Annotated in this window: 10 protein-coding genes; 6 read left to right on the forward strand and 4 right to left on the reverse strand. The window is 57.2% G+C overall.

What is annotated here, in order from left to right:
- The first annotated feature begins 54 nt into the window (after positions 1-54).
- The 4 genes from PSR62_RS12320 to PSR62_RS12335 all read left to right on the forward strand — a co-directional run bounded on the left by PSR62_RS12320 (position 55) and on the right by PSR62_RS12335 (position 3393).
- Positions 55-1239 carry an FG-GAP repeat domain-containing protein gene (locus tag PSR62_RS12320; RefSeq protein ID WP_274408034.1) on the forward strand — a complete coding sequence of 395 codons (1185 nt, stop codon included), beginning with the start codon at positions 55-57 and terminating at the stop codon, positions 1237-1239.
- Positions 1240-1258: 19 nt separating this feature from the next.
- Positions 1259-1672, forward strand: a complete 414-nt coding sequence (locus PSR62_RS12325; protein ID WP_274408035.1) for a nucleotide pyrophosphohydrolase — start codon at positions 1259-1261, stop codon at positions 1670-1672.
- A complete protein-coding gene (locus tag PSR62_RS12330) occupies positions 1669-2445 on the forward strand; it encodes a sulfite exporter TauE/SafE family protein (RefSeq protein ID WP_274408036.1) in 777 nt (258 codons plus the stop codon). The genes PSR62_RS12325 and PSR62_RS12330 overlap by 4 nt, the downstream gene beginning before the upstream one ends.
- 93 nt (positions 2446-2538) lie before the next feature.
- A complete protein-coding gene (locus PSR62_RS12335) occupies positions 2539-3393 on the forward strand; it encodes a TerC family protein (protein WP_274408037.1) in 855 nt (284 codons plus the stop codon).
- Here the strand turns inward: PSR62_RS12335 and PSR62_RS12340 are convergent.
- From PSR62_RS12340 to bcp, 4 genes are all read right to left on the reverse strand, one after another.
- Positions 3387-7388, reverse strand: coding sequence for an FG-GAP-like repeat-containing protein (locus PSR62_RS12340; protein WP_274408038.1), 4002 nt, complete (start codon positions 7386-7388; stop codon positions 3387-3389). The genes PSR62_RS12335 and PSR62_RS12340 overlap by 7 nt on opposite strands.
- A 95-nt stretch (positions 7389-7483) precedes the next feature.
- On the reverse strand, positions 7484-10378 hold the full coding sequence (locus PSR62_RS12345; protein ID WP_274408039.1) for an Hsp70 family protein: 2895 nt from the start codon (positions 10376-10378) through the stop codon (positions 7484-7486).
- Positions 10379-10387: 9 nt separating this feature from the next.
- Positions 10388-12274 (reverse strand): Hsp70 family protein, encoded by a 1887-nt coding sequence (locus PSR62_RS12350; RefSeq protein WP_274408040.1) that lies wholly within the window; start codon positions 12272-12274, stop codon positions 10388-10390.
- Between the two features lie 6 nt (positions 12275-12280).
- On the reverse strand, positions 12281-12778 hold the full coding sequence (bcp, locus tag PSR62_RS12355) for a thioredoxin-dependent thiol peroxidase (RefSeq protein ID WP_274408041.1): 498 nt from the start codon (positions 12776-12778) through the stop codon (positions 12281-12283).
- A 304-nt stretch (positions 12779-13082) separates the two neighbouring features.
- Here bcp and rsfS point away from each other — a divergent pair, with 304 nt between their 5' ends.
- Positions 13083-13487, forward strand: a complete 405-nt coding sequence (gene rsfS, locus PSR62_RS12360) for a ribosome silencing factor (RefSeq protein ID WP_274408042.1) — start codon at positions 13083-13085, stop codon at positions 13485-13487.
- Positions 13488-13548: 61 nt separating this feature from the next.
- A complete protein-coding gene (argS, locus tag PSR62_RS12365; RefSeq protein WP_274408043.1) occupies positions 13549-15564 on the forward strand; it encodes an arginine--tRNA ligase in 2016 nt (671 codons plus the stop codon).
- Positions 15565-15593: the final 29 nt, after the last annotated feature.

Genomic DNA, 15593 nt, shown 5'->3' on the forward strand with positions numbered 1-15593 from the left:
TTTGAACTACAATGACGGGGAAAAGTGGCGTTCTTCTTCTGGAGTGATTGTTTGATGCGGTTTCGTACCTTGTTTGCTGGTTGTTGTTTGCTCGGATCATTGTCGGCTCCCGTCGCTGATTTATCAGCGGAAGAGGCGTTGTCGTTTGAGATTCGTTTGTTGACCCTGGATGCCAATGAAGGCATCGCCGCCGGGGATGTCGATGGCGATGGCAAGACCGACTTGGTCGCCGGACGGAATTGGTTTCGCAACGGCGATTGGGCTCCCCGCCCCTTGCGAGCGATCGAAGACTGGAACGGATACGTTCAGAGCAATGGCGATTATCTGTTTGACGTCGACTCCGACGGGAAGTTGGATGTCATTGCAGGATCGTTTCTGCCCACCGAGGTGAAGTGGTATCGCAATCCAGGCGAAGAAGAGTTGCGGTTGGGCAAGATGTGGCCTGAGTCCACTTTGGTTGACACGGGAGCCACTGCTAACGAAGGCCAATTGTTCGAGGACATCGATGGCGATGGCCGTCCCGAATGGATTGTGAACAGTTGGAAGAATGAAGTCCCGACGGTGATTTGGAGACTCGAACCGACTGATTCAAAGGAAACTGGGAAGCCAGCCTACGAAATGAAGCGTCAAGTATTAGGCGAGCAATTCAATGGCCATGGGATTGGCGTTGGTGACATCAATGGCGACGGTCGAAACGACATCCTGGTCGGTTGGGGATGGTACGAACAACCCGCCGACGATCCATGGGGACAACCTTGGATCGCCCACCAGGATTGGAAACTGCATGCCAGTTTGCCAATGTTGATCAAAGACATCGATCAAGATGGCGACAACGACCTGATCTATGGCGAAGGTCACGACTACGGATTGCAGTGGTGGGAGAACACCGGGGTGGATGCATCCGGTTCCATTGAGTGGAAAACGCACGAGATCGATCGACGATTCAGTCAGCCGCACTCCATGATTTGGGTGGATCTGGATGGCGATGGCAACCAGGATCTTGTGACCGGCAAACGCTACTACGCACACAACGGAGGTGATCCGGGCGGAAAAGAAGTTCCGTGTCTGTACTGGTACTCGTTCGATGTTGCGTCAAAATCCTTTCAGCGGCACGTGATTGACGAAGGCCGTGTGGGAACCGGGTTGCAAATCATTGCCGAAGATCTGAACGACGACGGCAAAATGGACCTGGCAGTGGCCGGAAAAAGCGGCACTTACCTCTTGTTAGCCAAACCCTGACGCTCGCTCGAAACCATTGATGTCGCAATCTTCCACGGACTCCGTTGAACCCCCTTCTCCGGCCATCACGATTGCGGACGCGCAGGAACAGGTCGACCAATGGATTCAAACCATTGGCGTGCGGTACTTTGATGAAATGACCAACTTGGCTCAGTTGGTCGAGGAAGTCGGCGAGGTCGCTCGCATCCTTTCACGCACCAAGGGCGAGCAGTCCACCAAGCCGGGGGTGGCTTTGGGGGATTTGTCCGATGAGCTTGCCGATGTGATGTTTGTCGTGATCTGCTTGGCCAATCAATCGGGCATCGATTTGACGGACGCCCTGCGACGAAACCTCGAAAAGAAAACCAACCGAGATGAGTCTCGGCATCGCAACAATGCGAAGCTGGTGGGAGACGGGGAAGCAGCAAGGTCTGAGTCGCCGGAATCCGCGTGAGCTTTCTTGAAATCCTGGCTCAGCCAGAAACGTGGCGATTGGTTGGCATCCTGTGCTTGGGCATCTTCGTGCAAGCCGCCGCGGGATTCGCAGGTGGGTTGGTGATCGTGCCCTTGCTGTTGTGGGCGGGGTATTCCATTCCAGAAGCCCAGACGTCGTTGTTGGTCGCGACGATCCCCCAGAATCTTTGGGGAGTGATTTCGTTTCGCGATTCGTTGGATCCCAAACGCCTGGTGTGGCCCGGCGCCGCTCGTTTGCTGTTCTTGCCATTGGGCGTGTTGACGCTGCAGTGGATGGAATCGTTTTCGATGATGACGCTGCGACAAGTCGTCGGCGCGGCGGTGTTGACGGCCACCCTGACAACCATGTTGTTTCGACCTCGCCCGCGTGATCAAGTCGATCCGATGTGGAGCTACCTTGTGTTTCCACTCTCCGGCTTTTTGCAGGGTTTGGTCGGGATGGGCGGGCCGCCGATGGTGCTTTGGGTTCAGGCCCACGACTGGGACACGCGGCGAATGCGTGGGTTTTTGTTCTCGATGTACCTGATCAGTTTGGCACCCGGGATCGCCGTGCTGGCTTGGTTTTTCGGTTCACGCGTGATTCCACCGGCGTTGATTGCTGCCGCTGCGATTCCTATTTTGCTGGTCGTCACCTTGGTCGGGCTGAAAGTCGGGACGGCCTTGGGGACGCAGCGACTGCGGCGGATCACGATGGCATTGTTATTGCTCATGGGATTGGCTGGTTTGGCCGCGCCTTGGTTGTCACCGACCTGATGGTTGATCGGGAGTGAAGTTGACCCGGGTGATCCGCCGAATGGGTGCGTCTTGAATTTGTGTTGCGGTTTGAAAGTCCTTGGTAGGAGTTCCATGATGGATCTGATTGTGTCGTCGGTTGAGGTCGCTGCGGACGCGCCGCTGTGGTCGGTTCCATCGTTGATTGCGTTGTTCGCGTTGACCCTGATGGAAATCGTGTTGGGCATCGACAACATTGTTTTCATCGCCATCCTGACGGGAAAACTGCCGGCTGAGAAACGCTCCTTCGCGCGACGGTTTGGATTGTTTCTGGCGATGGGGATGCGAATCCTCTTGCTGTTGATGATCGGTTGGTTGATGAGCCTGCAGTCGCCGATCTTTGAACTGTCATCGCTGGTTCCGGTGGAGGCGCTGCAAGAGCACTTGTTGGCCGATGCCGAGATCAACGAGGTGAGTGGTCGCGATTTGATCTTGTTGTTCGGCGGCATGTTTTTGATGTTCACCGCGGTTCGAGAGATTCACCACAAAGTGGAGGGGGAGCACGACGATGATCCACAGATGGACATGGATTTGCCCGAGGCCGATGCGGCGGTGAAATCGCGAAAACCGGTGACCGTGAGTTCGGTGTTGGTTCAGATCGCGGTGATGGATGTGATCTTTTCACTCGACAGCGTGATCACTGCGGTCGGGATGGCATCGCACCTGCCAATCATGATCGCGGCGGTGGTGATCAGTGTGGGGGTGATGATCACGTTTGCCAACCAAATCAGTGACTTCGTTCAAGAGCACCCCACGGTCAAGATGTTGGCGCTGTCGTTTCTGATTCTGATTTCGGTGGTGCTGCTCAGCGAAGCCGTTGGGACGCCGATCAACAAGGGCTACGTTTACTTCGCGATGGCGTTCTCAATGATGGTCGAGTTTTTGAACCTTCGGACAACGAAAAAGGTCGCTGCCCAGCCCGCTCAGTGAGCCGGTGCTTGGCTTGGTCGTTCCCGCGTCATCTCGCCACGCGACCAGAATTGCCGGAACGGTTGTTCCCGCGAAAGATGGTTGGCGTTGGTCTGACGAGACTTGATCGCTTCGTCGAGCTGTGATGTGGTGGGCGGGTACTCGTGCATGGATTGGAATGGCAACGGCAACGTCGATTGACCAGCCAACGTGTTCAGATCCGCGTCTTTGTCCCAACCCACCCCATGCAAGACGAAGTCGCGTTGCTTGGAAGCGGCGAGCGGTTCCTTTGGAACTGCGAAACGCAAGCGGATCTCATCGCCGCCGCTGATGACAACCATGGAATCGTCCCAGTCGGCGATCAATTCCTCGACGGGGCCGTACTGGGTGAGTGGACCGTCCAGAGGTGGCCAGCGGGGAGCATCCTGGGCCGTTTGGTAGTCGTAGGTTTCAGGTTGTTTGGAACCGGGGTGGATGCGGCGGGAGAAACCGTGCCAAGCCACGTCCGCGGACTGCAGTTGCAGCGGTTGCACGTCAACCAGCCCACTGAGTCGCTCGATCTCGGCTGCTGAGCGAACGGACACGGCGGCCGAGTCCCAGTAGATCTGGTTGGTGGTTCGGATTCGCACGCGAGGGTCATCTCGGTTCATGAAATCGGTCACATCGACCACGATGGTTTTGTTCTTGCCGCCAGGGAACCCAATGTAGGGAGAGGCCATTTTCCAGCCGGATTCAGAGGCTTCATCGGGAACCCATAGCGACGGTGGTTCGGGAGATGCCAATTCTGGGTTCTGGTCAATTTGGATGTTCAGCGAGGTGTCCGTCGGAAGGATCCAACCATTGAGAACCAAGTGGATTTTTGCTTCCTCGGAAGTCTCGTTGGAGACACGGTCGCTGAGGTCCAGGTCGATCCAGTGTGGCGGGCAGAGGCCTTGCCGGTAACGGTGCTCGAACCCTTGCACATGCTCGCCATCCGTTTCGCGAAGCAGCGACGTGACGTCGGTTCCCGCGGTGTCGGTGGCTGTCGAAACCGGTCGAAGCTCCGCTCGATCGAAGGCGTGGATCGTTGGTTCTGCGATGGAGGGTGGCCCTACTTTTTCATTGGTGAACACCACGATGTCTTGAGGGTGATCGATGGCGGACAAACCCAATTGATCGAAGTAGGCGACTTCCCAAAGCTCTTCCGTGATTCGAAGTTCGTAGGCTCCGTCGTTGGGGGCCAAGAACTTTCCTTCGACCAGCAAGTGTTCCCAAGGTCGGTCAGGCACGACCACACCGGGGGACGTTTGCAGTCCCAGTGGTGCTGCCCACAAACAATCGGTGACAAATTCAAATCGCTCGCCGTTGAAGGCATACAAGTAAGGGCAAGATCCTTTGAGCGTTTGCTCTTCTTCGATCATGATGCCCGGTTCGATCTCAGGAACCGATTGGGTCAGGCCGTTGGGAAAGATGACTCGTAGGTTTCCGGGGCCTGGCAAACCATCCAGTCCGAAGTGAGTGGTGGGGGCCGTGACAATGCGAGATCGATAGTGCGGGCCAAACCGAAGTTCGAGGACCGAGCCGACGGCATAGTGATTGACGCGGCCGCTGTTCGCGTTGTTGTCGTCGATGCCTTTGAAGCGAACCGAGACGGCTTTGCCTTCCAGTTCCGTCGAGTTGGAGGCGATGGAGATGGTGGACGCTTGGGAATCACTCGCTTCAGACCAGCCCGCTAAATCGAGACGCAGGTCACCATCGAAGTCGACGGCCGAGCGAATGTGAACCGCTGGATGGTCGGTCGCGCTCTTCCATTGCAATTCTTGTTGCGGGCCAAAGGCGGAGGGGGAATCTTGGGAATTCGAGCTGGGCGAAAGTTCCATCGCGGAGGAGGCGATTCCGCCGCGAAGGCATTCGAAGAAACTGTCGTTGTCCAAGTCCGCGACAATCAGCGAGCCAGGTTGGGCAGTCGAAGGTTGGGGGGGCGTTGCTGTTGTTGGCCAGGTGAAAGGTGTGACGGCATCCACTCGCCAGACACCGATGTCGCCGGTGTGTGACAACACGAGTTGGCCTTTTTCAGGCGACCCCAGCACGATGTCCCAGGACACATTGCCGTCGATGTCTTCGATCGCCAGCGAATCGACTCCTGGCAGAACTGGAATGTCGTCGAAGTAGGCGAAACGAAATTGCAAGTGAAGCAAGTTTTCGATCCAGCCAACGCGACCTGATTGAGGGTGGACGGTCACGATGTCCAGGTCCAAGTCGCGATCCAAGTCCGCAATTGCGAAAGCGACGGGGGGATCATTGGTGTCCCACGAGCTCGCTTGTTGGTCATTCGTCGGCAAGGGGAAGAACGTTCGGTTGCCGCGGTTGACCAGCAGTTCCCAACCTCTCTGAGTTGCCACCATGAGGTCCAGGTCACCGTCGCCTTCGAAGTCGCCGCTGAGCATGGTGTGGACGTTCTCGAGTGTCTCCAGCCCATCGGCGGTGTCCGTTTTCAGAGCGCGTTCAGCCGTCGCGTCGGGGGTGCCGAAGTCTCTTCCGTCGACAACGACCAATTGAGCGCCCGAGTCGCCGTACAGGATCAAACTTCGAATCGTGTTGTGGCTGCGTGAGGTGGTGTTTTGTCGAAGTCGCCCAGACGAACTGGAGTCAACCATGAACAAATCCGCGACCATCATGCCGGTCCACTGGCCGTCCACGTTCAAGGTTCCGTGGTTCTTCCAGCCCTCGTCACCTTGCATCCAAAGAAGCAACTGCGCGGAGTCCTCGCCGGGGTGCATCGAGACCAAATCCATTCGGAAATCGAGGTTGGCATCAATGGGAACCATTTCCGTCGGCACGGGGAGCTTGCGATCGACGGAATCTGCCGCTGCCTCAACGCTCAACGATTCGAGTTCAAATGACAGCGCACCCGAGGCCGATGGGATGCGAGATTGCTTGGAAACTTGAGCAGACAGGCGACGCAGGGATTCAAACTGAATCAGATCCAAGGGGTGCGGTGAAGCTCGGCGACGATCGGTTTTGATCAGCTCGGTTGAATTCAGCAGGTTGAACCAGAGCATCATTTGGTTGTCGGCTGCTTCGAACTCACCTGCTTCCACTGACGCCACAATTCCATCGACCAGTTCACCCGGCGTCTTCCCGATCGGAGCGGTTTGTTGGCGAAGGGTGGGTTCGATCGACGCGGCCAGTGTTTGTGTTCGCCGGATCGCATCGACTGCCGCTTTGGATTGGTTCGCAATTCCGAGGCGGGCGGCCCGGACCGCCAGATAAAGGTTGTTGGGTTGTTGATTGGAAAGCTGTGTCAGCGTGGTTGCGGCAGGAGCCAGGATCGTGGGCGGAATCCCCCGGATCGGGTCTTCCAACACATCGATGACTTGGGTCAGGGTGCCCGCCAGTAGGATCGAGTTGTTCTTGCTGCCTTCGCTATCAGCGGTGCTTTGGATGGATTCGATCAGCCTTGCGAAAACTTCCTTGCGGATGGACTGCATCACCGAACGCGGTAGCAGTTTGGCTTCGTTCAAATCGACGCGGGCGTTCATCCAGGTGGCAAGATTGGAATCGCCGCCGAGCTCAACATACTTTTGGATCAGTCCGCGAGTTTCGGACAGCAGGGCTGCCAGACGCTGGCGGGCGGCCTGTTTTTCTTCTGGTTTGGCGGAGGCGTCCGTGGCGACGGCTGACAATTCGTCGATGGTTAGCGCTCGGTTCAGGGCCCGGTTGAGGGCGATCGAGAGGTCCTCGGGGCGAGCTTTGGAGAGCGAGGACCATGCCGTTTCGGCATCGTCGGTTTCCAAATTCTCCATCGAGGCCAACGCAACGCGATTCAGGTCGAGGTTTTGCGAGGCGAGGTGCGTCGCTTCTTCTTCGGCCCCGGTGACGGTGTCGTCGTTGGCAATGTCGGCGGGGCCACGACTGAACCAATAACCTGCCCCAGCGAGAACACCGAGAGCGACCAACGCGATCACCCACACGCCGGAGGCGGGCTGTTTCTTGGCCGGAGGTTGCTCGTTGGCGGGGGATTGAGAAGAAGTCACCGATAGCATCCTTGAAGAACAAACTGACACGAGCTCGAAAGCGGATGCAGTCTAGCAAATGCGAGGAATTCGAGGCGGGATGCAAACGAATCTGTTTACCCTCTCAGTTCGATTCCGAGCGGCAGCGTGTCGCCGAAGACGGCCTGTTGTTCTTCGTGGTCGAGTTGCCCGCCATTCTTGACCAGTTCGGTCCAGTGATCCGGGGCACCAAGTCGGTCCAGCAGACTCAGGGCGCGGTCACGCGTCGGGTGGTCGACATCACGAAAACGATCGTCGCAGCGTCGGGTCATCTGTGTGATTGCGAATGCTGCTGGCCGTCTGGTTGCGTCGTCCTTGGTTTCAAGTGATCGAGAATGTGCAAGCTTTTGAATCCAGTGCGATACGTCCGTGGCGGGGACGATCAAATTCAGCGGACCATAGGCCAACACGCGCGAGGCCAGGCGGCCAAGCGTCCAATACAGACTGGGATACAGCGGCGACGCCTTCTTGCGATCCAGCGATTCCATGACGGCGGTTGCAAAGCTTCGTTTTTGATCGATGGGAAGCAATTCCAGGGATCCGATGGTACGCCACGCTTCGTTGGCTTCGGCCATGTCCTGGTTGCTGGTTCCGGCGAGCAGCCATTTACCCAGCGATGTCGCCAGTTGGCTTTGCTGGCCTGCGGTCATCCCGCCCGCGATGCGTCGCCACATCACATAGGATTCGGCGCGAACTTGATGATCCGGGTGAGAGATCTTGCCGTAGATCATTCGCCAGGTTTGAGAGGTTCGCCAGTCATCGACCGCGACGCCATATCCCGGACGCAAGGCGAAACCGGCCAGGTTCAACCAGCGTGATTCGTGAGCGGGGGAGCGTCGGCGATGGTCTTGAACCTCCATCAACGTTTCCCACAACTGACGCAGGAGCGCCGGGGGCCATTGATCACGCGAGTTGCCCAGTGTGGTTTGCAGGCGTTTGATCAGCAGAGACGGCTTGAGCGAGCCTTCCACAAAGACACGTGCAATCAATTGTCGGCATTCGTCCAGCGTTTCTTCATCGACGATCCCGGCCGATTCTCCGGCGTAGTCATGCGATTCTCGATCGGTTTCCAGCGTGCCCCGAATGTCAAATTCCAGACGCCAGCGTTTGTCATTGGAGACGCAGTACAGCCCGACGGTGCCAATCTCGGAGAGTTCCGATTCGATCACGATTTGCATCGTGGATTGGTCGCGGCGTTTGCGATCCTTGAGTGCCGTTTGGATCGGCGGCAAGGCGGTCATGGTGTTGGGATCGATGTCGACGATGTCACCCGGTCGGTCGGCCAGGCGGGTGCTGCTGACCCAGAGTGGAAAGCTGACTGGCACGCCAACTCGCAAATCCATCGGGACTTGGTCGATGCGATAGGACTGTCCGGCTTGCGCGTCCGCGGGGATCACACACACGGCTCGCGGTGGGTTCTGCTCGATCTGCATGAAATAGGTTCGCGCCAGGTTCGCGGCGATCCGAACCCCGTGCCCCCGAAGAACCATTGCATAGTGGGCGGCACCTTGCGCGACGGCCAGATCCAAGCGAGCGGATTCTAAGACGTTGGGTTTTGAAAACCACTTGGTCAGGGAACCGACCACGCGTTTGCGAATCGCCGGCGCGGTCAGCACGCCCCCGTTGAAGAGCACCAGGTTGACTTGATCGCTGTCCACGCAATCCACCGCATCTGCCGGTTGGTCATCCAGACCGGTGCGACGATGCTCGCGAAGAAATTCAGCGAGGTGTTTGGTGACGGCGGGGTCGGCTGCATAAGGCAGCCCGACCTCTTGGAATCCGCTCTGTTGCGAGTCGACTTCGGAGGTCATTTCAACGTCGGGGAAGAATCCGTCGAGCAACAGGGTGTCGACTTCTTCCGCGGTCATTTCGACGCGGAGTCCGCCACCGATCAGCGAGGAACCCTCGCCGGGCAAGTGGATTGTCGTGCGTTCCGGTCGCGGTTCCGACAGGAACGTTTCTTTGGTCTGGCGTGCGGCGGCAAGCAATTGCTGCCATTGCCGTGGTGACAACGTGCGTCCAAGTTTGGCTTCCGCTGCTTTCGCAACGGCCAGGTCCAGATTGTCTCCGCCGAGAATCAGGTGTTTGCCCACGGCAACACGATGGAACTGGACCACATTGGATTGATCATCTTTGTCCGCAGGACGCACTCGAATGAGCGTCAGGTCGGTGGTGCCTCCGCCGATGTCGCAGACCAAGATGAGCTGGCCAACCTGGACCAATTCTTGCCATTCGTCGCGGTGGCGATCCAGCCAAGCGTAAAAGGCGGCCTGGGGTTCTTCGATCAACTGAATGCGAGGCAACCCCGCCATTTTCGCGGCGCGAATGGTGAGTTCCCGCGCGACTTCGTCGAAGGAGGCTGGCAGCGTGATGACGATGTCTTGCTGGGACATCGGATGATCGGGGTGTTCCGCGTCCCAAGCCTCGACCAGGTGTTTCAGGTAGCTGGCTGAGGCGTCGGCTGGTGAACGGCGTGGGACATCGTGATCGCCGTGCCAGGGCAACAAGTCCGCGGTGCGATCCACGCCTTCATGAGACAGCCAGCTCTTGGCCGAAGCAATTTGACGTCCCGGATGCAGCAGGCCAGCCACGCGTGCGTATTCACCGACGCAGGATGCCAGGTCATCGTCCGTTGGGTTCAGCCATGGATACGCGCCACTGTGGGTGAGATTTTCCGAAGGGTGAAGCGTGTAATGAAACGAAGGCAGCGTGGGCCTGGATTCCGCGACGCCAAGATCGACCCATTGAGGCACCAAAAACGTGCGGACGGCGAAGTCCGTGTTGGCACCTTCCCTGCCCTCGTTTCGCTGGGCGATCTCAGGGGGAGAGTGAAGTTTCGGATCGGATTCCGTTCCCACGGCTTCGGTATCGACGTATGCCAGCACGCAATTGGTCGTGCCGAGGTCAATGCCGATGCAAAAGCGGGGGGGAAGCTGGTCGTCAGGTTCGGACGATCGGTCACGTGAATTCATACCGGCTTCCTAGGACTCATCGTCTTGGCGAGCGTTGAATTCGAGTTTCCAACGCCGGTCACCCCGTTTATCGTGGCACCAAAGTTCAAACATCCCCAGTTCGGTCACGCGAGATTCGAATTGCACGGGGACGAAGCTTTGGGCCGCTTCGCTTTCCGCGGCAGGTGAATTGGAATCATCCCCTTCGGGGCGATGGTGATCCAACGTCAATTCGATTGGTTCGCTCTCTTGCAATTCCGTGGGACTCCAGCGGTCCAATCGATCGCCGGGTTTGTCGCTGGCGCGGGTCGTGGACGAGAAGAACCGGAACCGAGCGGGGGTGCCAACGACGACCCCCACTTCTTGCCCAGGAACTTCCGCTTGAGTTCCTTCTTCCATGCCTTGAGCCGCGACGCAGACAGCACGCAGGGGACGGGGGGCCCCTGGAATCGCCATGCCGGCGGTTTCAATGCCTATGTAAAATGCTTTGGCCGTGCCGCCGCGAATTCGGATGCCGCCGTTGGATTTGGTCCAGCCATAGTAGGCTGCGCCAATCGCAACGGCGTCGTTCAGGTCGTCGGTGGAGGACAAGGTTTGGACGTCTTTGTCGGTCCAGGACGAAAGGGTCGACTCCAGTCGCTCACGCATCACTGGACTTCGGAACACGCCGCCGTTGAGCAGCAGGTGTGTGACCGGGCCGTGATTCTCGTCGTCGGCCGCTTCGCCTTTGTGGTTTCGTACTGATTGATCCGATAGAAACGCCGCGATGTGTTTGGTGATCGCCGGATCCGATTCATACGGCAACCCAACGTCTTGGAAGCCGCTGACCACGTTGGCTTGGGGGCGTTCCTGTGGCGAGCACTGAGGGAAGAACCCGTCGAGCAACAGCGTTGCCGCATCGCTGCGTTTCATTTCAGTGGTGATCGTGCCACCGATCAGGGAACTGCCACGCCCCAGAACGGAAATCGATTGGGAATCGGGACCGTCCTGGCTGAGCAATCGTTCTTTGGCATCGCGACAGGCGTGCCAAAGAGAAGTGCTTTGCCAAGGGTCCAAGTCATGACCGGATTGCCGAAATTGCTCGGCGGCTTGATAGGCCAGGGCGAGGTCCATGTTGTCGCCACCGACCAACAAGTGATTGCCGACGGCGACGCGTTGCAGTGCCAATTCGCCGTCTTCTTCGTGCACGCCGACGAGTGTCAGGTCGGTGGTTCCACCGCCAACGTCAACGACCAACAGGGTGTCTCCGCCGGAGAGCGATTTTCGCCAACTGCCGTCGGTGGATGCGAGGTAGCGATAGACGGCGGCTTGAGGTTCTTCCAGCAGGACAAAGTTTTCGTTCAGTCCTGCGCGGATGGCCGCACGCCGCGTCAATTCGCGAGCGGCGGGGTCAAAGGAGGCTGGAACGGTCAGCACGACCTGCTGTTGATCGATGGGGGCGTCCGGGAACTGGGACTGCCAGGCTGCCACCAGGTGACGCAGGAAAATGCCGGTGCATTCGACCGCTGAAACTCGGGGGATCTCGTCGGGCGATTGCCATGGAAGCACGGGCGAATCGGGATCGACCTTGCGTTGGCACAACCAACTTTTCGCGGCCACGATGACCCGTTGTGGATTGTCCGCGGCTTGTTGCCGTGCGTAAACGCCAGCGACGCCTTCGGTGGACGAGGGGAACCGAGCGTGATCGCTGGTGACTTCCAGCGAATCGACTTCTTGATCCCGGGGCAGGTACAGAAACGACGGCAACGAGGCGCGCGATTCGACCTGGCCGGACGCCACGACCTGAGGGATTGGCAGCAGTTGGATCTCGGGAGCTTGGTCTGCCCCTGGGGTTTCCACATCGGATTGGGGGGCGTAGGCGACCACACTGTTGGTCGTGCCCAAGTCGATCCCGATGCAATATTTTTGCTCGCTCATGATGTTTTAGTTTTGCTCTGAGAGTGCAGCGAGGGCGTCGAGGACCTGTTGGTCGTGTCCGTCGACGCGAACACGCTTCCAAACCTTGACCACCTTGCCGTCGGCGTCGATCAGATAAGTCGAGCGTTGGATCCCCATCGATTTCTTGCCGTAGAGGTTCTTCTCTCGATAGGCACCGTATTTTTCGCTCATGGCATGGTCTTCATCGACCAGCAACGGAAACGGCAGCTCAAATTTTTCGCGAAACTTGACATGGCTTTCGGCGGAGTCGGTGCTGATCCCGAACAGTTGTGCTCCGGCCGCCTGCAATTCACCGTATCGATCTCGGAAGGCGCAGGCCTCTTTGGTGCAGCCAGGCGTGTTGTCCTTCGGGTAGAAGAACAAAACGACCGGGGAACCAGCCAGATCCTTCAGTTTGACGGTCTGGCCGGCTTGGTCTTTGAGCGTGAAGGCGGGGGCCTTTTTGCCAGGATCGATGAAATCAGCCATGATGAGACGCCCCATTTGGGGGCAGATGGTTTGAAAGGAGGCGGATGGATCAACGCATTGTTTTCGATCGGTCAACTTGTCGCCAGCGGGGGCGGTTGAGCCAAAGCCTTGGATTGCATCCGAAGCGGGAAATCAGGCCAGATTCAGCCGTTGGAAAGGCAATTGCCGGGTGCCCCCCACAAATAAACGCGTTACACTACGGGGCAATTCCAAGACGTGGGATTGCACCACCCTCTTCCTTCACCACTCGCATGAAAGTTGTTTGAACTTGTCTGATCAACCGACCTCTTCCTCCCATGACACCCCATCAGTTGATCCCATGGCTCATCCCAGTCGGGCGATTCGGCCGCACGGATTGGAAGAAGCGCGCAAACTGGCGACGGAAGCCGCTCGAGTCGCGTTGGACAACAATGGTCAAGACGTGACGGTCTTGGACGTGAGTGGGCAATCCGCCGAGTTTGATTTCTTTGTCATCGCCACGGGAACCAGTCGCCGTCAATTGCACGCCATCAGCGAGCAGACCGACGACGCGCTAGAAAAAGGCTTGGGTGACCATCGGCAAGGAATCGAGGGCTATCAGGAAAGCAGCTGGATCGTGCTGGACTATGGCAGCGTTGTGGTTCATCTGTTTGATGAAGAGACTCGTGAGTACTACGACCTGGAGTCTTTGTGGGCAGATGCCACGCCCGTTCCGTTGGCGGATCTTGGTTTGACCCAACGCTGAATAGCGTTTGGATGTCCCATTTCTTTTTCTTCCCCACCTCCTCTCCAGGTGTGTAGGTTCGATGCATCTACCCAATGTTCTTCAGGCTCGTTTTGTCCAAGCCCTCGAGTCGTTGACGGACTCCCCGGGCGATTTCGCAGGCATGATACGCGCCGCTGCGGATCCCAAGTTTGGCGACTACCAATCCAATGCCGCGATGCCCTTGGCCAAACAGGTGGGCAAATCGTCTCGAGACGTTGCTGCGGAATTGGTCCAAAATCTCAATGTGACGGACCTCTTTGAAGAACCCGAGGTCGCCGGACCTGGATTCATCAACCTGCGTTTGAAGGACTCGGTCCTGTTTGATTCGATTCAACAGATGTTGTTGGACGAACGAGTGGGCGTGTCGAAAACCTCAGCCCCCAAGAAAGTCGTCGTTGACTTCTCCTCGCCCAACGTGGCGAAACCCATGCATGTGGGGCACATTCGCAGCACCGTGATCGGGGATTGCTTGGCCCGAACGCTGCGTTTTTATGGTGAAGAGGTCATCACCGACAACCATTTGGGGGATTGGGGCACTCAGTTTGGCATCATCATTTATGGTTACCGTCACTTCGGTGATCCCGAAAAAGTAGCGGCCAACCCCGTGCCGGAACTGTCCTCGCTCTATCGCCTTACCAATCAACTGATTGAATATCAAAAGGCCAAGCGATCTTTGGTGACGATCGCGGACAAGTTGAGCGCCGCGAAGCAGGATGCTGCGGACGCGAAATTGGCCGCGGATCAGGCTGAGTCCGATGAAAGTCTGAAGCCCAAAGACAAGAAGAAGTTGCGGAAAAACGCAGACGCCGCGAGTCGGCGAATTGCCTCCACGGAAGCGGAAATGAAGTCGTTGCAGGACAAAGTTGCTGCGGTCGACAACGACCCTGCCTTGTCCAAGTTGGCGGCGGAGCACTCCGAGGTGGATGCGGCTGTCCTTCGAGAAACGGCCAAACTGCATGAAGGCGACGCCGAAAACTTGGCGTTGTGGAAGGAGTTCTTGCCGCACTGCCAAGACGAGATCAACCGCATCTACGACCGGTTGAATGTTCAGTTTGATCATACGCTCGGTGAGAGTTTCTATCACGACCGTTTGGCAGGGGTGGTGGAAGAGCTGACAAAGCTTGGGTTAACAACCAAGAGCGACGGGGCGATCTGTGTCTTCCTGGAAGGGTTTGACAGCCCCATGATCATCCAGAAACGCGATGGTGCATTTTTATACGCCACGACGGACTTGGCGACGCTCCAATACCGTCGTGACGAGTTTCAGCCGGACGAGATTCTCTATGTCGTGGATTCACGACAGGGGGAACACTTCCGCAAGTTCTTTGCCATGGCTGAGCCCCTGGGCATGGAAGGCGTTCAATTGGTCCATGTCAATTTCGGAACGGTATTGGGGCCGGATGGTCGTCCGATGAAGACTCGCAGTGGATCTTTGATTGGCTTGGAAAGCTTATTGAATGACGCTGTGAATCGGGCGAAAGAAGTGGTTTGCAATCCGGACCGATTGGCGACGATGGATCCCCCAATGGGCGGAGAAGAACAGCAGCAAATCGCCGAAATCGTTGGTATTGGTGCGATCAAGTACGCCGATCTCTCACATCACCGGACCAGTGATTACAAATTTGACGTCGACAAAATGGTTGCCCTGGAAGGCAACACAGCGACCTATGTGCAGTATTCTTACGCCCGAACTCAAAGCATTTTAAGGCGGGCCTCGGATGGCCAAGCCCTGCCTGCATTTGAACAAACGATTGAGGAAGCCAGCGCGACTCAAACGATGAACTTCACGCATCCTCATGAGCGTTCTTTGGCCTTGATGTTGATGCGGTTTGAAGAAGCGGTTGAACTCGTGCGACTGAATTATGCCCCCAACGCACTTTGTGATTACTTGTTTGAAACCGCAAAGACCTACTCTTCTTTCAATGAAAGTTGCCGTGTTCTTGGGAACGATGACCCCGCTGTGATGCAGACTCGATTGGCCCTGGTGGTGTTGACTGGCCGGGTGCTTAAGAAGGGATTGTCGCTGTTGGGAATTGACGTTGCCGAACGTATGTAAGCGTTCTTCTATGACTATGTCATCTAATT

Source organism: Rhodopirellula sp. P2 (assembly GCF_028768465.1).
Classification (GTDB): Bacteria; Planctomycetota; Planctomycetia; order Pirellulales; family Pirellulaceae; genus Rhodopirellula.

Excerpts from the sequence above, each read along its gene's own strand:
- PSR62_RS12350 (WP_274408040.1), bottom strand. The coding sequence starts at position 12,274 with ATGAGCGAGCAAAAATATTGCATCGGGATCGACTTGGGCACGACCAAC.
- rsfS (WP_274408042.1), top strand. The coding sequence starts at position 13,083 with ATGGCTCATCCCAGTCGGGCGATTCGGCCGCACGGATTGGAAGAAGCG.
- PSR62_RS12325 (WP_274408035.1), top strand. The coding sequence starts at position 1,259 with ATGTCGCAATCTTCCACGGACTCCGTTGAACCCCCTTCTCCGGCCATC.
- argS (WP_274408043.1), top strand. The coding sequence starts at position 13,549 with ATGCATCTACCCAATGTTCTTCAGGCTCGTTTTGTCCAAGCCCTCGAG.
- PSR62_RS12320 (WP_274408034.1), top strand. The coding sequence starts at position 55 with ATGCGGTTTCGTACCTTGTTTGCTGGTTGTTGTTTGCTCGGATCATTG.
- PSR62_RS12345 (WP_274408039.1), bottom strand. The coding sequence starts at position 10,378 with ATGAATTCACGTGACCGATCGTCCGAACCTGACGACCAGCTTCCCCCC.
- bcp (WP_274408041.1), bottom strand. The coding sequence starts at position 12,778 with ATGGGGCGTCTCATCATGGCTGATTTCATCGATCCTGGCAAAAAGGCC.
- PSR62_RS12335 (WP_274408037.1), top strand. The coding sequence starts at position 2,539 with ATGATGGATCTGATTGTGTCGTCGGTTGAGGTCGCTGCGGACGCGCCG.